This is a genomic window from Pseudomonas kilonensis (assembly GCF_001269885.1).
In the GTDB taxonomy this organism is placed as follows: domain Bacteria; phylum Pseudomonadota; class Gammaproteobacteria; order Pseudomonadales; family Pseudomonadaceae; genus Aquipseudomonas; species Aquipseudomonas kilonensis.
In genome coordinates this window covers 76,245-93,990 of record NZ_LHVH01000018.1, presented here as the reverse complement: position 1 = coordinate 93,990, position 17,746 = coordinate 76,245, and the positions used below count along the sequence as shown (strand labels likewise).

At 61.9% G+C, this 17,746-nt stretch carries 13 protein-coding genes and 1 pseudogene; 2 read left to right on the top strand and 12 right to left on the bottom strand.

Annotated elements, in window-relative coordinates; genetic code table 11:
- Window positions 1–50: 50 nt before the first annotated feature.
- The 10 genes from AD662_RS11900 to AD662_RS11855 all read right to left on the bottom strand — a co-directional run bounded on the left by AD662_RS11900 (window position 51) and on the right by AD662_RS11855 (window position 12,929).
- Window positions 51–1,001: a PDR/VanB family oxidoreductase gene (locus AD662_RS11900; RefSeq protein WP_018600381.1), complete on the bottom strand. Its 951-nt coding sequence runs from the start codon at window positions 999–1,001 to the stop codon at window positions 51–53.
- Window positions 1,001–2,038 (bottom strand): aromatic ring-hydroxylating oxygenase subunit alpha, encoded by a 1,038-nt coding sequence (locus AD662_RS11895; RefSeq protein ID WP_053187444.1) that lies wholly within the window; start codon window positions 2,036–2,038, stop codon window positions 1,001–1,003. Before AD662_RS11895 ends, AD662_RS11900 begins: the two co-directional genes overlap by 1 nt.
- 48 nt (window positions 2,039–2,086) lie before the next feature.
- The gene (locus AD662_RS11890) at window positions 2,087–3,289 is read right to left on the bottom strand and encodes an MFS transporter (protein WP_053187440.1); all 1,203 of its coding nucleotides are present in this window, start codon (window positions 3,287–3,289) and stop codon (window positions 2,087–2,089) included.
- 126 nt (window positions 3,290–3,415) lie between these two features.
- Window positions 3,416–5,944, bottom strand: coding sequence for an efflux RND transporter permease subunit (locus AD662_RS11885; protein WP_053187437.1), 2,529 nt, complete (start codon window positions 5,942–5,944; stop codon window positions 3,416–3,418).
- A gap of 4 nt (window positions 5,945–5,948) precedes the next feature.
- The gene (locus AD662_RS11880; RefSeq protein WP_053187434.1) at window positions 5,949–7,052 is read right to left on the bottom strand and encodes a WD40/YVTN/BNR-like repeat-containing protein; all 1,104 of its coding nucleotides are present in this window, start codon (window positions 7,050–7,052) and stop codon (window positions 5,949–5,951) included.
- Between the two features lie 72 nt (window positions 7,053–7,124).
- A complete protein-coding gene (locus AD662_RS11875; protein WP_018600369.1) occupies window positions 7,125–8,489 on the bottom strand; it encodes a DUF1329 domain-containing protein in 1,365 nt (454 codons plus the stop codon).
- A gap of 12 nt (window positions 8,490–8,501) precedes the next feature.
- Window positions 8,502–10,181 (bottom strand): DUF1302 domain-containing protein, encoded by a 1,680-nt coding sequence (locus tag AD662_RS11870; RefSeq protein ID WP_018600367.1) that lies wholly within the window; start codon window positions 10,179–10,181, stop codon window positions 8,502–8,504.
- Window positions 10,182–10,309: 128 nt separating this feature from the next.
- Window positions 10,310–11,434 carry an FAD-dependent oxidoreductase gene (locus AD662_RS11865; protein ID WP_018600365.1) on the bottom strand — a complete coding sequence of 375 codons (1,125 nt, stop codon included), beginning with the start codon at window positions 11,432–11,434 and terminating at the stop codon, window positions 10,310–10,312.
- Window positions 11,435–11,612: 178 nt separating this feature from the next.
- On the bottom strand, window positions 11,613–11,975 hold the full coding sequence (locus AD662_RS11860) for a Rieske (2Fe-2S) protein (RefSeq protein ID WP_053179363.1): 363 nt from the start codon (window positions 11,973–11,975) through the stop codon (window positions 11,613–11,615).
- A gap of 15 nt (window positions 11,976–11,990) precedes the next feature.
- Window positions 11,991–12,929: a VOC family protein gene (locus AD662_RS11855; RefSeq protein ID WP_053187431.1), complete on the bottom strand. Its 939-nt coding sequence runs from the start codon at window positions 12,927–12,929 to the stop codon at window positions 11,991–11,993.
- A 327-nt stretch (window positions 12,930–13,256) separates the two neighbouring features.
- Between AD662_RS11855 and AD662_RS11850 the strand changes: the two genes are divergently transcribed.
- Window positions 13,257–14,168, top strand: a complete 912-nt coding sequence (locus AD662_RS11850) for a LysR family transcriptional regulator (protein ID WP_018600359.1) — start codon at window positions 13,257–13,259, stop codon at window positions 14,166–14,168.
- A 25-nt stretch (window positions 14,169–14,193) separates the two neighbouring features.
- On the opposite strand, the gene AD662_RS30125 is transcribed toward AD662_RS11850, so the two are convergent.
- A complete protein-coding gene (locus tag AD662_RS30125; RefSeq protein ID WP_371103351.1) occupies window positions 14,194–14,994 on the bottom strand; it encodes a methyl-accepting chemotaxis protein in 801 nt (266 codons plus the stop codon).
- Window positions 14,995–15,051: 57 nt separating this feature from the next.
- Window positions 15,052–15,348 (bottom strand): annotated as a pseudogene (locus AD662_RS30120) (HAMP domain-containing protein); the annotation flags it as partial.
- A 1,195-nt stretch (window positions 15,349–16,543) separates the two neighbouring features.
- On the opposite strand from AD662_RS30120, the gene AD662_RS11840 reads away from it, so the two are divergent.
- Window positions 16,544–17,701 carry an alpha/beta hydrolase family protein gene (locus AD662_RS11840; RefSeq protein WP_053178945.1) on the top strand — a complete coding sequence of 386 codons (1,158 nt, stop codon included), beginning with the start codon at window positions 16,544–16,546 and terminating at the stop codon, window positions 17,699–17,701.
- Window positions 17,702–17,746: the final 45 nt, after the last annotated feature.

Sequence of the window (17,746 nt, the reverse complement as noted above, 5' to 3'; positions counted from 1 at the left end):
ATCAATTGGCGAAGCACAGCAGCAGGTAAAAATGGATTCATGGAAAAACCTTAAAGATCGAGCACCAGCCGCGCGCTCCTGGCACGCGAGCAACACGGCGTGAACTGGTCGTTGCGGGCTCGCTCGGCATCGGTCAAGAACATGTCGCGATGGTCCGGCTCACCTTCCAGCACGCGCGTGAGGCAGGTGCCACAGATGCCCTGCTCGCAGGACAACGGAATATCGATCCCCGCCTCCAGCAGCACCTGGGCAACGCTGAGCGCGGCCGGCACCTGGAGACACTGTCCCGTGCTGGCCAGTTGCACCTCGAAGCTGCCCGGCTCGCCCGTCGGGACAGCGGCGGTAAAGTACTCACGGTGCAATTGAGCCTCGTCCCAGCCCTGCTCGCGCGCCGTGCCGAGCACGTGCTCCATGAAGCCAGTAGGGCCACAGACGTACAGGTGGCGGTCACTCGCCAGCGCGGACAAGACCCGAGCGCTGTCCAGACGCTGAGCATCCTCACCATCGTCCACATGAACGTGCACGCAATGGGCAAACGCCGAATGGCGGATGTACTCGATAAAGGCCATGCGCCCGGCCGAGCGACCGCAATAGTGCAGCTCGAAAGGCGCGCCGATCCGCGCCAGGCGCTCGGCCATGCAGAGGATCGGCGTAATGCCGATACCGCCTGCGAACAGCACGCTGTACCCGGCCGCATGCTCCAGCGGGAACAGGTTGCGTGGTTCGCTGATGCGCAGCCGACTACCTTCGTGCACGTGTTCGTGCATGGCCTGCGAACCGCCGCGAGACGCCGGGTCGAGCAAAACGCCCAGCAGGTAGCGGTGGCGTTCTTCGGGGTGATTGCACAGCGAGTACTGGCGCACCAGGCCATTGGGCAGGTGCACGTCGATATGCGAGCCGGCGCTGAAAGCAGGCAGGATGGAATGCTCGGCCGGGGCCAGTTCAAAGCTGTAGATGCCTTCGGCTTCGAGGCGTTTGCGGGTCACGATGACATCGATCATCACTGGCTACCCATCGGCTGTTCAGCGGCGATCAACCGACGCAGAACACGTCGGCAACGCACAGCCCCAGCATCGACTGGCAGCAGCACCGGGTTAAGGCCAAGCAGCTCAACCTCGCCAATCTGACGCTGTTGAGCCTCGACCATGGGCTTGTCTTCACCGGCGAAAATACCGATCAACATCTCCTGGACGAAGGCATTCAGCTGCGCATTGTCCTGCTCGAAACTGCGCGTGTTGGCAAAGAAGTAATGGGTATTGGTCGCGTCCTGCGGTGTCATCAGATGCAGGTTCCACGTGACGGGCCCCTCTTCCCTGGGGCGCCCTGGAGGCGTGGCACCACTGCCCAGCAGCATCAGGCCAGGTGCATGCCAGATGACCTCGGCCCAGACGTCTGCCCGGCTCGGATCTTCCAGGTGAGCGCCAAAAGCCGGTGGCGGCACATCATCAGGCGCCCACCAACTGATGCGCACGCGATCGTTGGGCAGCTCCTCGATAGTGGCGCGCGTGCGGGATAACGCTCCGCCACCGAGCGTATCGGGGTGCAGGAAATCAACGTGGCTCAAGTCCATGATGTTGTCGGCCAGCAGCTCGTAGTGCGCGCGCGTAGGCAAATACCCATGGCCCTTGGCATCGGTTGGCGCCTGCTCGAAGAAGGAAAAATCAGGGATCAGCGCATCGTTGGCCAGGTTCGGATCGCCAGGCCAGACCCAGATCGCACCATGGCGCTCAGCGACCGCGAACGCGCGGACACAGGCGGCCTTGGGGATACTCCCATCGCCATGGGGGTTGTGCGTACATTGACCGCTGCCATCGAAACGCAGGCCGTGGTACGGGCACTGGACGCTATCGCCGACAATCTTGCCCATGTGCAGCGGGGCAAAACGGTGCGGGCAACGATCGACGAGCGCCTGAATCGCCCCCTGGCTATTGCGAAAGAACACGATGGGTTGCTCGACGATGGTTCTGCCCAGCATGCCTCCTTGCGCCAGCTCGTCTGCCCATCCAGCGATGTACCAGGTGTTGAGCAAATAACTCATGATGTTCTCCTCGTTTTTCTTATTTTGATGACACGTCGAATGGACAGATCAGCGATCAGCGTCTGCGGCAACCGCAGCGGGAAAAGCTGACCTGCGGCCACGCAACCGAATGCAGGCCAGGGCCACCAACAGTTGAACACCCGCGACAATTCCCAGTGCGGTAGGCAAAGCGCTGATCATTCCCCCGGTGATCGCCAGCACCACCAGCGGGCTGGCGAACTCACCGGCGAAAAACATCGCCGTGAAGCCGCCGGCGGCGCGGCCGCGCTGCTGGAAGTCGACCAGGCTCATGATCCAGGTGAGCAGGGTCGGCATCATCAAGCCGATGCCCAGGCCATTGATCAGGACGGCGATCACCACCAGCCCATGACTGTCGGCCACCGCCAGCAGCCCGCCACCGATACCGGCCGCGACGAAAGCCAGGAGCATCTGCCGGTGCGAAGGGACACCACGCAACAGACGGAAACTCAGGGCGCCGACCAGAACGCCAAACTGACTGGCGCCCATGGTCATACCGATCTGCTGCGAGCCTTCGACATGCAGCAGGTTGAGCAGGTAACCGACTTGTACCGGCACGATGAACAGGCTCAAGCCCGCCAGGAATGCCAGGGCATACAACGGCGCCAAGGGGCGCCAGGGGAATGCCCTGCCCGCCGCGGTTGTCGCGGTGACGACCTGCGCCCGCGGCTCCCACAGCAACCAGACCATCAGCGGCAGAAACACCAGCCCCAGCCCATACAAGGCAAACGGCGTGCGCCAGCCGTGTTCGCCGAGCACGCCACCGACGGCAATGAAAATCGCCGCCGACAACGAGGTCGCAACCATTTGCAGGGCGAACATGCGTTCACGCCGCGCGCCGCTGTAGTAGTCGCCCATCATCGTGGTGCAACAGGTCATGATCGCCGCTTCGGCCACCCCGATGCCGGCGCGGCTGATCACGATGACCTCTAGCGACTCCAGCCATAGCGGCAGCACGCCACAGACGGTGTAGAGAAACATCGCACCGATCAGCAACGGCTTGCGCCCAAGCCGGTCGGCGATGATCCCGGCCACGGGTGCCAACAGTGCAATCATCAACGCCGGTAGCGTCAGGGCAATGGGCACCAGCACGGCCACACCCGGCGTGTCGGCGAAGTGCTCCTGCATACGCGGCAGGATGGGAGCCAGCAGCACCGCACCGAGCACCGGCAGGCAACTGCCGAGTAGCAGCAACAACGACTGTGGCAAACCTGCCTGGCGTTCAACGCTCATCACGCACCTCCGGTGGTTGGGTCGCGCAGAACGCCATGCCGAAGGCACTCAGGCCGGCGATAAGGTCAAGCCATAAAGACTGCTGGAACAGCGACACACGAGGCATGGGAAAGTCCTTTCTTGTTGTTATGACGCGACGGGATTGGCGGCGGTTGTCGTTTGATCGTGTCCCGAAGTCAGGCGCAGCGAGTGCTTCACGCAGACCCCCTCCTCGGCTACGGCCGGTATCAGCGGCAGGCTCGTCGGGTGGTTGGGGCCGGCCTGAGCCTTCCCCGTGCTGACACGTTTGCTCGGCAACAGGAAGTGAGCCAGGGCCGGCAACAGAACCAGCGCACCGACCATGTTCCAGACGAACATGAAGGCCAGCAGCACGCCCATGTCAGCCTGGAACTTGATTGGCGAAAACATCCAGGTGGCCACGCCGATCGCCAAGGTCACACCGGTCAGCATCACCACCTTGCCGGTGGACAGCAGTGCCCGGTAATACGCCTGCGACAGGCTGGTGCCCTGGCGCATATGACCGAGCAGGATGCTCATCACGTACAGCGCGTAGTCGACGCCGATGCCCACACCGAGGGCGATCACCGGCAGGGTCGCGACCTTGACGCCGATGTTCAGCCAGACCATCAGCGCCTCACAGAGGATCGAGGTGAGCATCAGCGGAATCACCGCACAAATCGTGGCGCGCCAGGAACGGAACGTGATCAGGCACAGCAGGATCACGGCGCCATAGACCCAGAACAGCATTTCGCGGTTAGCCTGCTTGACGACAATGTTGGTCGCCGCCTCGATCCCGGCATTGCCAGCGGCCAGGAGGAACTGGACCTCGTCGGTATTGTTCGCCGCGGCGAATTGTTCGACGTGCTCCACCAGGCGGGTCAGGGTTTGCGCCTTGTGGTCGGAGAGGTAGACGTACAGCGTCAGCAGGCTGCAGTCTTCGTTGTACAGCCCGCGCGGCGCCCCGGCGGTGACCATGTTGAGCATCGCCTGGTTGTTCTGCAGCTCGTACCACTTCGGGCTGCCTTCGCTCAGACCCACCAGCATCCGGCGGTTCAGCAGCGCCAGCGAATTGGTCGAATCAACCCCTGGCAAGGTGCGCAATTGCCAGTCGAGGGCATCGACCTTGCGCAGGATGTCGTAGCGCGAACAGGCGCTGGCTGGCGTCTTGATCATGACCGCGAACAGATCGCTGCTGGCGCCGTAATGACGGGTCAGGAACGCGTCATCCTGGTTGTAGCGCGAGTCGGCCCGCAGCTCGGGCGCGCCAGCGTCCAGATCCCCAACCTTCAATTGCAGGCTGACGATGAAACCGAGCATCGCCAGTGCCAGGCTCAGGGCGATGCACAACGCCGCCCAGCGCCGCTGGGTGAACAGGTCGAGAAAGCGCCAGAACCCGTGGCGATTCTGACCGGCCTGTTCAGCGTGCTCGCTTTTCAGGCTCAGTCGCGCGGCGCGGCGGCTGACGCCCACATAGGAGAGCAAAACCGGCAGCAGGATCAAATTGGTGAAGATCAACACCGCTACACCGATACTGGCGATCATCGCCAAGTCCTGGATCACCTGGATCTTGATGATCATCAGCACCGCAAAGCCGACCGCATCACACAGCAGCGCGGTGAGACCGGCGAGAAACAGGCGGCGGAAGGTGAAGCGCGCGGCGACCACCCGGTGCATGCCGCGCCCGATGTCCTGCATGATGCCGTTCATCTTCTGGGCGCCATGGCTCATGCCAATGGCAAACACCAGGAACGGCACCAGCACCGAATAGGGGTCCAGCTGATAGCCCAACAGCGGCAGTAGGCCGAGCTGCCAGACCACCGCCACCAGCGAGCAGAACACCACCAGCAAGGTGCTGCGGATGCAGCGGGTGTACCAGTAGAGCACCACGGCGGTGATCAGGATCGCCACGGCAAAGAACACCAGGATCTGCCGCAGGCCGGCGATCAGGTCACCGACTTTCTTGGCGAAACCGGTGATACGAATGTCGATGCTGTCGCTCTGGTACTGGCTGCGCAGCGATTCCAGTTGTTGCGACAGCCGGGTGTAGTCCAACGGCTGGCCATCGGGGGTGCGCTGCAGCAGCGGTACCTGGATGATGCTCGAGGCCTGGTCGAACGCCACCAACTGGCCGATTTCGTTGGACAGTTGCACATTGCGCCGCAATGCCGCCAGGCTCGCGGCGCCGCCATCATAGTTATCCGGAATGACCGGCCCACCGTCCAGGCCCGCTTCGGTCACCGCCACCCAGCGCGTGGCCGGTGTCCAGAGCGACTTCATGTACGCGCGGTCGACACCGGGCAGCAGATAGATCTTGTCGCTCAACGCCTGCAGCGTCTTGAGGTAGGCGCTGTCGTAGATGTCGCCCCGCTTGTTGACCACCGCGATGCGCACCGAGTTACCCAGCCCGCTCAGTTCCTTCTGGTGCTCAAGGTAGTTGGCGATATAGGGCTGATGGGTGGGAATCATTTTTTCGAAACTGGCGTTGAGCTCGACACGACTGGACTGCCAACCCAGCACCAGCGTGGTCGCCAGGCACAGCAGCAACACCCACAGGCGATGGTTGAACAGGGCTCGCTCGAGCACCGAACCGGAACGCGGATCAAAGTCTTCGAACGCATTCGCGGGGGACTGGGAAAAATTACCAGGGGACGTCATAACCTCACTCCGAAGCGGCAGTGGATGGCTGCGCAATACGCTGCAACCCGGTGAAACCGGCAACGATCAAGCTGCCATCGGCGGCCTCGATCACACTTGAAACAGGTTTGCCCAAGGGCTTGCCCAGTGGCTGCAGCGCCGCCCCGGTCTGCTCAGCGCTGAGAAACAGCGCGCCGCCCTGGTTGACCAGCAGCACTTGGCCGCCGGCCAGGCGGGTGGCGTCGTTGAAAGAAATCGGCATAGGGACAGACAGGTGCTGGAAGCTTGCGCCACCGTCATTGGATATGAAGGCATTGCCCCTCAGGCCACCCACCAACAGGGCGCCATCGGCGCGGCTCTGCAAGGTGAAGAAACTGCCTTCATAGGGACTTTCCAACTGACTGAACGACACCGCGTCGTCATCCGAGCGCGCCAGGTAACCCTGCTCGCCAGCCAGAAACCAGCGCGGTCCCTGATGACTGATGGCGTACAAGTGCATCCCGTTCGGGTTGGCGATGTGCCCCATCAGCGACTGCCACGTGGCGCCGCCGTCCGCGGTCCACAGCGCCAGGCCGTAGGCACCGACGATCAGCCCGTGTTGGGCGTCGATGAATTCGAGTGCCAGGAAGGGTTTGTCAGCGCCATCGGCAACGAGACGCTCGGCATTTTGTACACGTACCAATGCGTCATCCGGGTTGGCTGCCGTGGCTTGGTCAGCCTTGGCTGCATCCAGTTCAAGCTGTGCCGCACGCGCGCCGTCGAGTTGCAGCGTCCAGTGCTCACCGCCATCACGCGTGGCCAATACCACGCCAGCGTGACCCACTGCCCAACCCTTTTGTGCATCGACAAACTGCACCGCCGTCAAGCTGACCGAAACCGGTACCGAGGCCTGGCGCCAGCTTTGTCCATTGTCGTCGGAGAGCAGCACCATGCCGCGCTCGCCCACCGCCACCAGACGTGTGCCGGCCCGCGCCAGATCGATCAATACGCTCTTCTGCGCCGCCGGCACCGGCATGGCCGGGGTGCTCAACGGTGCGCCCACGGTAGTCGGTCCTGCCAGGCACTCGCTCGTGGCGAAGGGCAAATACAGGGCCAAGAGCACAGCGCTCGCCTGACTGATTCTGTTCATAACCTAACCTCGGAAAAACACTCGCACCCCAAGGGCAGACCGACAGGCCTGCCCTTCACGCTCAGCTCAGACTCAACGCACGCCGCGACCGGCCATCGCCGCTGGCGAGAACTCCGAGGCCTTGTAGCGATCGACCGCGTGATACTGATCCGGCAATCCGGCGTAGACGTTCTGGATAAACCACGCCCCCGAAGTCAGGTCATAAAAACCGGCAGACAGTTGCACCAGGCCTGGCAGGTCGGGCAATACGGAAGGCAGGGACCAGAGGGTCTTGGCCAGTTGACCGCTGGCGTCCCAACGGTCGCCGAGCAGGGCTTGCCAGGTGTCTTCGTCGAGGTAGTAACGGCCTTTGGGCAACTGGTGACGCTTACCGGCGGCCAATGTCGACTCGACTACCCAGACGCGGTGCAACTCCCAACGCACGTAGTCAGGGTTCAGATGGTGCTTGGCGAACAGGTCTTGCGGCTGGGCAGCGGTCTGCACCTTGTTGGTGTTGTAGGGAACGTACATTTCCTGCTTGCCCACCAGTTTCCAGTCGAACCGGTCCGTACGGCCCTGCCACACGAACAGTTCGTCGAAGGACATGACCCCGGCGGTGGACGGCGTCGGTGTATCGCAGCAGGCGTTGGGCAACGTGCGCACCCGGCGCTGACCGGCCAGATAGACATGGGCCTGGGATTTTTCGCCGTTGATGTTCTCACGCCCCAGGATCTGTTCGCCGGCACGAATCGCCGGGCCGGAATTGACAAAGTGCACCTGCCAGTAGTCGCCCGAGTAGTTTTCAGGGCCGCCTTCCTCGAAGTAGTAGGGCATCTCCTGGGTCAACAGGCCGTCGCTGGTCATCACCTGGTTGCCGTCGGCCGTCATCAGATAGTGGCGAAAATGCGCCGCCACCGAGGTGCCGCGCCAGTTCAGCAGGTGGTTCCAGATGGCTTCGGTACCGTTCTGTGGAATCGGAAACGGGATCCCGCCATAGGCCCCGTCGGGGATCAGGCCGGCGCTGCTGTCGACCAGTTTGGCGCGGGTCGCGTTCTTGAGCGTGTTGCCATAGACCCACTGCGGCGCGGCGGCTGTGCGCCGGGTCGGATAGACATCGATGCGATAGGTGTCCGGGAAACGCTTGAACAGCTCCTTGGTGCCGTCGCTGAGCTTGTCGGCGTACTTGGCCAGGTTCTGGGCGGTGATGCTGTACAAGGGTTTGTCCGCGGCAAACGGATCGCCACGTTTGCCGCCCGGAACATAGCCTGGATCGACCTTGGTGTAGCCACCGTCCCAGGCCGGAATGCTGCCGTCGGCATTACCCGCTTTCTCGGCACCGAAGGGTGTCAGGGTCTTGCCCAGCGCGGCCGCTTGTTCAGCGCTGGCGGCCAGGGTCATCGGCGCGGTGGCGGCCAGCAGGGTTAAGCACAAGGCCTTTAGAGTGAACTGAATGGTCATGCGCAAATCCTCTTAGAACGTGGTCTTGACGGAGAAAGCCAGGTAGTCCCGGTCCTTCAACGACTGCTTGTAATTGAACTGATTGGCGGCGTTGAGGCTGGTGTCCTCGGGACCGTAGAAGTGGGTGTAGGTCAGCCCCACGGTCACTTGGTCCAGGTAGGTGGCGGAGACGCCGATGTTCATGTCCCCTCCTCTATCGGGGCCGAACCCGCTGATCACCGCCGACTTGCCCATGGGGAAGTAGCTGATACCCACCGGCACGCTGATATCGACGCCCGGGAAGAACTGGCGATAGGTGGGCGTGTACACCAGCTTCAAGCCCAGGCCGTCATCGGTGGCGTTAGGATCGAGGGCGGCGCGATTCTTGGTCACGGCCAGCAAGCGGTTCCAGGCGATCTCCCCGACCAGGCTGGCCTCATTGGCGACGAAGGAAGGGCCCAGCGATGCCAGGACATTGAGGTTGACGTGGGCCGTCCGGCCGACGGCGTACAAGGCGTCATCATTGTTGTCCGCCTCGACGCCCGGCAGGACGGTCTGGGCGTTGGACACCAACGGCATGTTCCAGCGCATGGACGCCTCGCCGGCAAAGCTGTACTCATCCACGGAGGTGGCGAAACTGGCGCCAAGGACACGGATATCCTCCGGGTAGACCCAGGAATATTCGCCGACTTGCCCGGTACTGAAGTTCGGCCCGGTGGCATTCGGCTTCAAGTACAACGTGGGCGTTTTCTCGTGATACTGCAGCGCGTACAGGCCGTAATCCGTCGTCCCAGTGTTGTACTTGAGCTGCAGGCCGCCCTGGCCGGAGCTCCTGGCTTTCTTGTCCTTGCCATGGAAAAACGCGGCCGGGCTGTTGGCATTACCGCCAAGGAAATCCGGGAATGGCCCGCCAGTGATCAGCCGTTCATTGCCTTCACCGATGGTATCGCTGGTGGAGAAATAGCTGCCGGCGCCCGGCAAGCGGGTGGCCTCCCACTCCAACTGGTAAAAGGCGCCCAATGACACATCGTCGGTCAGTTGGTAGGCGGTCGAGAGCTGATTGACCGGCCGGGTGATTTCCTTGAACTGGGTATTGGGTACCGATTGCGCCTTGACCACGTCCACCGGCGCCATGGCCCCGGCAATGCCGTTGCCGCCGAAGAACAGGCTTTCACCCCAGATCAGGCCGTGGCGCCCCGCGCGAACCGACAAGGCACGGTCGGCCAGCTCACCGTTCCAGTAGACGAAGGCATCGAGCAGTTCGCCGTCACCGCCATGCAGATGACGGGTGTCGCTGGTGAATTCGTCGAAACCCACCGAACGTTGGTTGGCACTGGCCGCATCATTATTGTCGTTGCGGTCCTGGTAGACAGTGTCATACCAGGCAGCACCGCTCAGGCGGGCACCGAAGTTGTGATAACCGATGTCCAGTTCGGAAAGAATATCCAGGCGATTGGAGATCAGCCCCTTGCCGAAGTTGTGATCGCCGTCATTCTGGTTCAACGCCGTCTGCCCTTCGCTGAGCTTGCTGCTGGGGTCCTTCAGGCGCCAGGCCGCGCTGTACTTCAGCGTGTTGTCCCAGCGCAAGCTGAGATCGGGGTTGCCGGTATCGATCTGAAAGGCCTGGGCAGCCGAAGCGCCAAGCCCCAGACTGGCCGCAAGGGTCAGGGTGAAGGGGACGCGCCGCGACGCAGCGATCTTGCGAGTAGCCATCGAAGTAACCCTCTTTATTGTTGTTGTATGTCAGCTCTTCTGGTGAAACGGCGCCCGCAGTCGAGCCGGGCCCAGCCTGCACAGGCATGAAGCATCCATGGGAGAGCGAATTCGGTTTTGCCGGCGCCTCAGATAGGCTGTGCCGTGACCTCGAGCATTCGCCTGACCAGGCCGATCCGGTCGAAGCTGCTGTCGTGGGCCATTTCCTTGTCACCGGCCAGCACCGAGCTTTCGCTGATGAATTTGCAGCGTTCATAACGGCGCGCCATAAAGCGTTCGAGCTGCTGTTCGACGCTGCCGCCGGCGACCAGCTCTTCGCCTAGCACGACGGCATCTTCAATGGCCATGCCGGCGCCCTGGCCCAGATGCGGCGTCGTGGCGTGTACCGCGTCGCCAATCAACACGACACGGCCGCGGTACCAAGGCTCACTGACGAACACCACCTCCAGCGGCTTGTAGACCACCCGTTCGCTGTCGCTGATCTGCTCGCGCAGTTCGCCGATCAGCCCGGTGAAACCGCTCAGGCGCTGGCGCATCTGGGTCGCCAGCGTGGCGGTATCCATCCTCGGGTTGGCGGGCTCGTGGGAGGTCACGAACAGGTACATCTGGTCGCAACCCAGCGGCACCAGCCCGGCATTACCGGCAGGTCCCTGGAAGGTGGCCAGATGATCGATTCCAGCGGCGCGCGGGAAGTTGTAGCGCCACACCGCTTGGCCGGTGAAGCGCGGTGGGTACTGCTCGCCGAACAGCAAGCCGCGCATTGTTGAGTACAGGCCATCGGCGCCCACGACCAGGTCGTAACGACCCCGACTGCCACCGGTGAACAGCACATCAACGCCCTCGCCCACCTGCTCCAGCGTCTCGACGCTCAAGCCCAGGCGAATCGAAGCGCCCAAGGCAATGGTGGTTTCGCTGAGGACTTGATGCAGGGCCAGGCGCGAGATGCCGACGTTGGCTGGATACTCGGGACCCGCCAGGCGCTGACCGGGTATTCGCGCCAGCTGTTCACCGGCCGTGGTATTGATGGTCACATCCTCGAACGCGTAGGCGGCGTCGAGGTAGCCGTCCAACACACCCAACTTGGCCATCTCGCGCACGACGTTACTCTGCTGGATGATGCCAACGCCGTAGACTGTCCATTGCGTCTTGAGCTCGACAAGATCGACTTCAATGTCCTTGCGACGCAAAGCGATTGCGGCGCATAGACCACCGATACCGCCACCGACAATAAGCACTTTTTTCACTGAGTTCATGCTTGTCTCACTCTTATTCTTGTTATTCACGCTAGTGTTCTGTCGGAGCGATCCCAGGCTTCACTAACGGCTACTTCTGCACGCATTCGCTACCGCGTTGTGTTCACTTTCTCGGCAAAGCAGGCGTTTGACTAATCGCATGTAGGGATACGATGTATCAGCAACCGCGATACGTTAACTAAGGTCCACACGCTTCCAACTGACCCGCTTCGAGCACCAGCCAATCGGCCTCCGTATGCCATTGCAGAGCACTCAGGCGCTCCCCCAGGCACGGTCCGTAGACGCACAGGCCACTGTCCGGAAGGAACCGGGCACCGTGGGCGTAACAGACAATCTGGCTGCCATCGGCGCTGAGAAAACGGTCCTTGCGGTACTCCAGCCGCACCGCCAGGTGCGGGCAACTGTTGCGATAGACCCGCACCTCGCCGCCATGGCGCAGGGCGAACACGCTGTCCTTCCCCGTGCCCAGGGGATCGAACCCGCGGGCCTGCCCTTCGACCACGTCATCCAGGCGACAGAGAACAATGGCGTCGTGACTCATGGACGACATCCGCACTCAGGCCTGCTTCGGTGGCGGGCCGCTGGGGAACCATTTTTCCCGGGAAGTGAACAGGAACAATTGCGAGTTATCCGCCGACAACGGCGCCTGGCGCGCTTGCCAGGCGTCATCGTGCTTGTCCATGTCTGCGTCGTATTCGATGTGGCAGCCCAGCGGGCTGTTGAAATACCAGAACCAATTGGAGCCAAAGAGGTGACGGCCCGGTCCCCAGAAGCTGGTCCAGCCGTGCTGCTCGAAGCGACGCCCGGCCAACAGCACTTCCGTGCCGCTGCCCATGTGAAAGGTGAAGTGCTCGCACCCCTTCATATGCGGTGGCGTCTGGATCATGAACAAACAGTGATGGTCATCGGAACCGGCGGGACGCATGAACGGACCCGCGCCAACAAAGGTGTCGGTGGTCACGAAGCCCAGGCGTTTGTAAAAGGCCTCGGCCTTGGCCGCATCCGGCACGAAATACACCACGTGGGACAGGGTCCGCGGCAGGGCCTGCATATCGGGGCTGATGCCCGGTTGGTTGACCGGGCGCTGGGGGGCATGGCCCGGCGTATTGGTCAGGTCCGCCGGCGCGCTGTACGCACGCCGCACACTGATCTGGAAACCAATGGCAAAGCCCATGTCGTCCACACTGTGCACGGAACCATCGGCACCGCGGGTCACCAGGCGATCGCGCCCCAGTTCATCGGCGATGGCCTCAAGATCAGTTGCGCTGGCCACGCCATAAACGGTTTCACGAATCGAAGGCGCAGGCCCGATGGCCGCCGGCAGACTGGCATCGTCCGCACGACGGATAATCACGGCAGTGCCGTCGAGGGCTTCAAAACGACCGCCCTCGCTGTCGACATCGACAGGCAGCAGACCGTAGTCACGCAGGCAATGAGTACAGGCTTGAATGTCGTCGACGCCAAAAATCAAGGCATCAAGGCCAATGATGTTCATTGAGTTACCACTCCATTGTAATTATTCAGCGCAGGCCAGCACCCCGCTTACGGGAGCCGTGCCAGGCGGAGCGCTGCCGAGGCTGGTCTTGGAGTCGATAAAGCCTCACGGCCAACCGACTGTGGGCCGATACTGAAGGGGCAAAAACGCACTGACTAATCGCTTGTCGGGATGCGACCTATCGGCAAATGCGATACCTGGCTGCACAGCGCCAAGTGCTGTGAAAAATCGAACAGGCATCGCTCGACTCGCCCACTCATGGGACTTGACGCCGCGATAGGAAGGTCGGAAGGTATTTACAAAATAAATACAAGAATCGAGACCGCCATGCGTTTTAACCACTTGGATCTCAATCTCCTGGTGGCGCTTGATGTGTTACTGGAAGAGCAGAACATCACCCGCGCCGCCGAACGCCTGCACATGACCCAATCCGCCACCAGCGGCGTACTGGGCAGGCTGCGCCTCTACTTCGAAGATGAACTGCTGGCGCAGGTCGGGCGCAAGATGCAGCCCACGCCCTATGCCCGTGAACTGGCGGCGCCCGTGCGCCAGGTACTGCTGACGATCCAGTCCTCGATCACCGCCAAACCGGTGTTCGACCCCGCCACCAGCAAGCGCCATTTTCGCCTGATCACTTCGGACTATCTGATCAGCGTCCTGTTTGCCCGGGTGATCCAGAAGATCTCCCTGGAGGCCCCGCATATCACCTTCGAACTGCTTGGCCCCGGCGACACGTCCACCGAGCTGCTGATGCGCGGCGAGGCCGACATGATGATCGTGCCTGAGCGCTATCTCATCGAAGGCCACCCATCGCAGTTGCTGTTCGAAGAAGAGCACGTATGCGTGGTGTGGGACGGCAACACCCAAGTGGGCGACAGCATCACCCTCGATCAGTACATCGAGATGGGCCATGTCTCGGTGATTTTTGGCCGCAACCGGCAACTGAGCGTCGAAGAATGGCTGATGAGCCAGTACGGTTTCACCCGACGCATGGAAGTGGTGACACACGACTTCAACACCTTGCCGCAGCTGATCGTCGGCACCCAACGCGTCGCCACCATGCTCCAGCGCATGGCCAGGCTCTACGCCAACTACCTGCCGCTGCGCATCCTGCAACCACCGGTGAAAATCCCGGTGATGCGTGAGTTCATGCTCTGGCACCGGACCATGGAGGGGGATCCGATGCACCGTTGGCTGCGGGCGAAAATCAGTCAGATCATCAACGAGCTGGAGCAGTAGTAGCGACCATTACTCGCAGGCGAGGTCAGGTACGAAAGTGCCCGACAGCCGCCTTGAGCTCGCCGCCAACCTGTTGCAAGTCGGCCGTCGAGACTTGCAGTTGCAGGCTTTCCCTGGCACTGCCCTCGGCCACTTCGCGCACCCGTGTCATGCTCTGGCTGACTTGCTCGGCCACCACACTCTGCTGCTCGGCCGCCGCGGCAATCTGCTGGTTCATCTGCTCGATGCGGGACACCGCCCGGGTAATCCGCGCCAGTGCCTGGGAGGCTTGTGCGGCAAGCACCACCGTTTCATCGCTCAGCACATGGCTGCCTTGCAAGCGCTCGGCGGCTTGTTGGGCAACACTGCTCAGACGAACGATCAACCCTTCGATTTCCGTGGTCGAGCGCTGTGTGCGTCGTGCCAGGCCACGCACTTCATCGGCGACCACAGCGAAGCCACGACCATGCTCACCCGCCCGCGCGGCCTCGATGGCGGCGTTGAGCGCCAGCAGGTTGGTCTGCTCGGCCACCGCCTTGATGACATCGAGCACACCACCAATCGCCGCGCTCTCCACCAGCAAGGACCGCATGGCCTCGGCACAACCTCTCATTTCCACAGCCAGGTGGTCGATCTTGCCACCCGCCTGGCGCACCAGTTCATCGCCCTCACGCGCTTGTTGGTCGGCATGCGCCACCGCTTCGCTGGCCTCACCCGCGTTGCGGGCGACCTCCTGCGCCGTGGTGGCCATCTGTTGCATGGCGGTGGCGGCCAGTTCGGTTTCCTGGCGTTGATGTTCGACACCACGGCTGTTGCTCAAGGTCACTTCGGCCAAGCTGCCGGCCATGCCATTAAGCGAGCCGACACCACGGTCGATGCGCCCGACCAATCCCCGCAGGCTGCCCAGCATGTTGCCCACAGTGCCCAACAGTTGGCCCAATTCATCACGACGACCACTGTCTGACGGCGGATCACTCAGATCCCCCGCCGCCACGCGCTGGACCAACTGCACAGCCTGGCGCAACGGCTGCACAATCAACTGGCGGATCAGCAGGCTGGCGCCAATGCCCAAGGCGAGAGCCAGGACAGTGATCAAACCCAATTGACGATCGGCATTGCGATTATCGTCGAGTACCGCCTGCCTTTGCTGTTCATCGGCCTGGGCCAGTAGCTTGCTCACCTGCTCGGTTTGCGCGTTCATCGCCGCACTGCTTTGTGCACTTTGCCCACGGCTGTCGACGAACTCGACGAAGGCCTTGCGGTAGTCACCCAAGGCCGTGTTCGCCTCCTGCAGCGACTCGCCTTGCTGCTCGCCAAGATCAAGCGCCTGCATGGCGGCCAGCAGATCACTCATGCTCATTTCCCAGTCGCTGCGGTAACGCTCCTCGCCATCGAGCGAGTAGTACAGCTCGCTGTCACGCAGTTTGGCGAGTTTGTCCCGCAACGCGGCCGTCTGCTCAAGTCGCACCATCTGATCGCTGTCCGGCGGTGTCCCCTGCCCCAACCGGGCGTTGAGCGTATCCAGTTGATCGAGAAACAGCAGGGTAAAACTGTCGCCAGCCGTCTGCGCCAGTGCCTGCATGCGCAGGCGCGCTTCCCTGGCTCGACGCAACGAATCGGCATAGCCGAGAAACTGCTCCAGATACGTGCTAGCGGCCATGCGTACTGCACTATTGGCGGGCTCAGCATCGAGTTGCCGGTTCAGTGTGCCGATCGCCTCGCGGACCTGGTCCAGGCGCTGTGGAGCAAGGTCCAGGGCGAATGCTTTCTCGGCGATACGCGCGCGCAGGATCAGTGCTTGGATCGACGACTCCTGACGCGATTGTTCACCGCGCTGCTGCAACACTCCCAGGGAACGAAAAGCAGTGACCGCCACCGCCAACGTCACCAGCAGCACCAGGCCGAAACCCAGCGACAGCTTGGCCCCCACCGATAGGTTGCCAAACACACGGCTCAGTACGGGCATGTCAAACTCCTCGCACGGTCGTGGAAAAACAGCCTGCCCTTGGCGACCAGGCTGATCGCTGTGCCAGGTTTGGACTCACTCATCTGCCGATACCTTATTCTTGTTGTTGTGCGCGCCCGGGACTCCGACCAATAGCGCGGTGTAGCCGCAACTCTAATGAGTCGTACCTCGACGACACCAATCGCATCCTGCGTTATGAGCAATCGCAAAGTACGATGATAGGTATCCGGATTTGCGGCTTGAACGGTGAGAAGAAAACCCTTAGGCCATGGCGCCCATACGCTCTATCAGCGTTCGCAATACCTCCCATCCCGACTCGCGATTGGCCAAACCATTGGCCTCCTCTTAGCCTGCTTCGAACCGTCAGGCCTGGCCATCCCCGCGTCGGACCTGACCGCCTGCCTTTGCTCGCACAAGGACAATAACAATCATGTTCCGCTACTTCCCGACCAACTACGTGTGGAATCTTTCCGTCGACCTGGCCATTGAAATGGGCGCCCGCATCGGCGAAATCGAAGAGATGTGCGCGCCGTTGCAAGAGGCCGCCAAACAACCGGACGCCGCCGGTAGCAAGGCCTTCCGTGAGACCTGGGCGAACATGGCCGACAAGCTGTGCGGCCTGGCTGAAGAAGACGAAGGCAAGGGTCGAATGTTGTCTGCCGGTGAAAAATACAACCGCGCCGCGACCTACTACCTGAGCTGCGAACGCCTGCAGGCCCATGGTGCTCCTGGCCGCACGGAGCTGTACCAGCGCTTTTTGCACACCTTCCAACGCGGTATCGAACTGGCACGAGAGAACTGCGAGCGCGTTGAAATCCCTTACGAAGGCAAACACATTTCCGGCCTGCTGGTCCGTGCCGAAGGCGTCAGCGGCCCAGCGCCGATTCTGGTGCAGGTCAATGGACTGGATTCCACCAAAGAAATGAAATACCGCGTCGGCCTGCCCGCCTGGCTGGCCAAACGGGGCGTGTCGTCGTTGATCATCGACCAGCCGGGAACAGGCGAAGCACTGCGCCTGCATCACCTGACGGCGCGTTTTGACAGCGAACATTGGGCCAGCCGCGTGGTGGACTGGCTGGAAACCCGCGACGATGTCGACGCCAAACGCATTGGCCTGGAAGGTGTGTCGCTCGGCGGCTATTACTGCCCGCGCGCGGTCGCCTTCGAGCCGCGCTTCGCTTGCGGCGTGGTGTGGGGTGCTAACCATGACTGGCGTGATGTGCAGAAGCGTCGCCTGGAAAAGGAAGGTAGTTTCCCGGTTCCCCATTACTGGTCGCATGTGGCCTGGGTCTGGGGCGCCAAAGACACCGATGAGTTCATGGCCATCGCCGAGAACATCCACCTGGACGGCATACTCGATCGCATCAAGGTGCCTTTCCTGGTCACTCACGGTGAAAAGGATTCGCAGATTCCACTGAAGTGGGCACACCGCACCTATGAGCAGTTGGTCAACAGTCCAAAGCGCGAGCTGAAAGTCTTCACCGAACGTGAGGGCGGCGTGCAGCATTCGAGTTTCGATAACAGTATCAATGCTGGTCAGTACATTGCCGATTGGGTGGCTGAAGTGCTCGGTGGTCGTACTGCATGAGGGGGGGTGAACGTCCCGGCACGACTGTAATGCTGTTCACTTAGG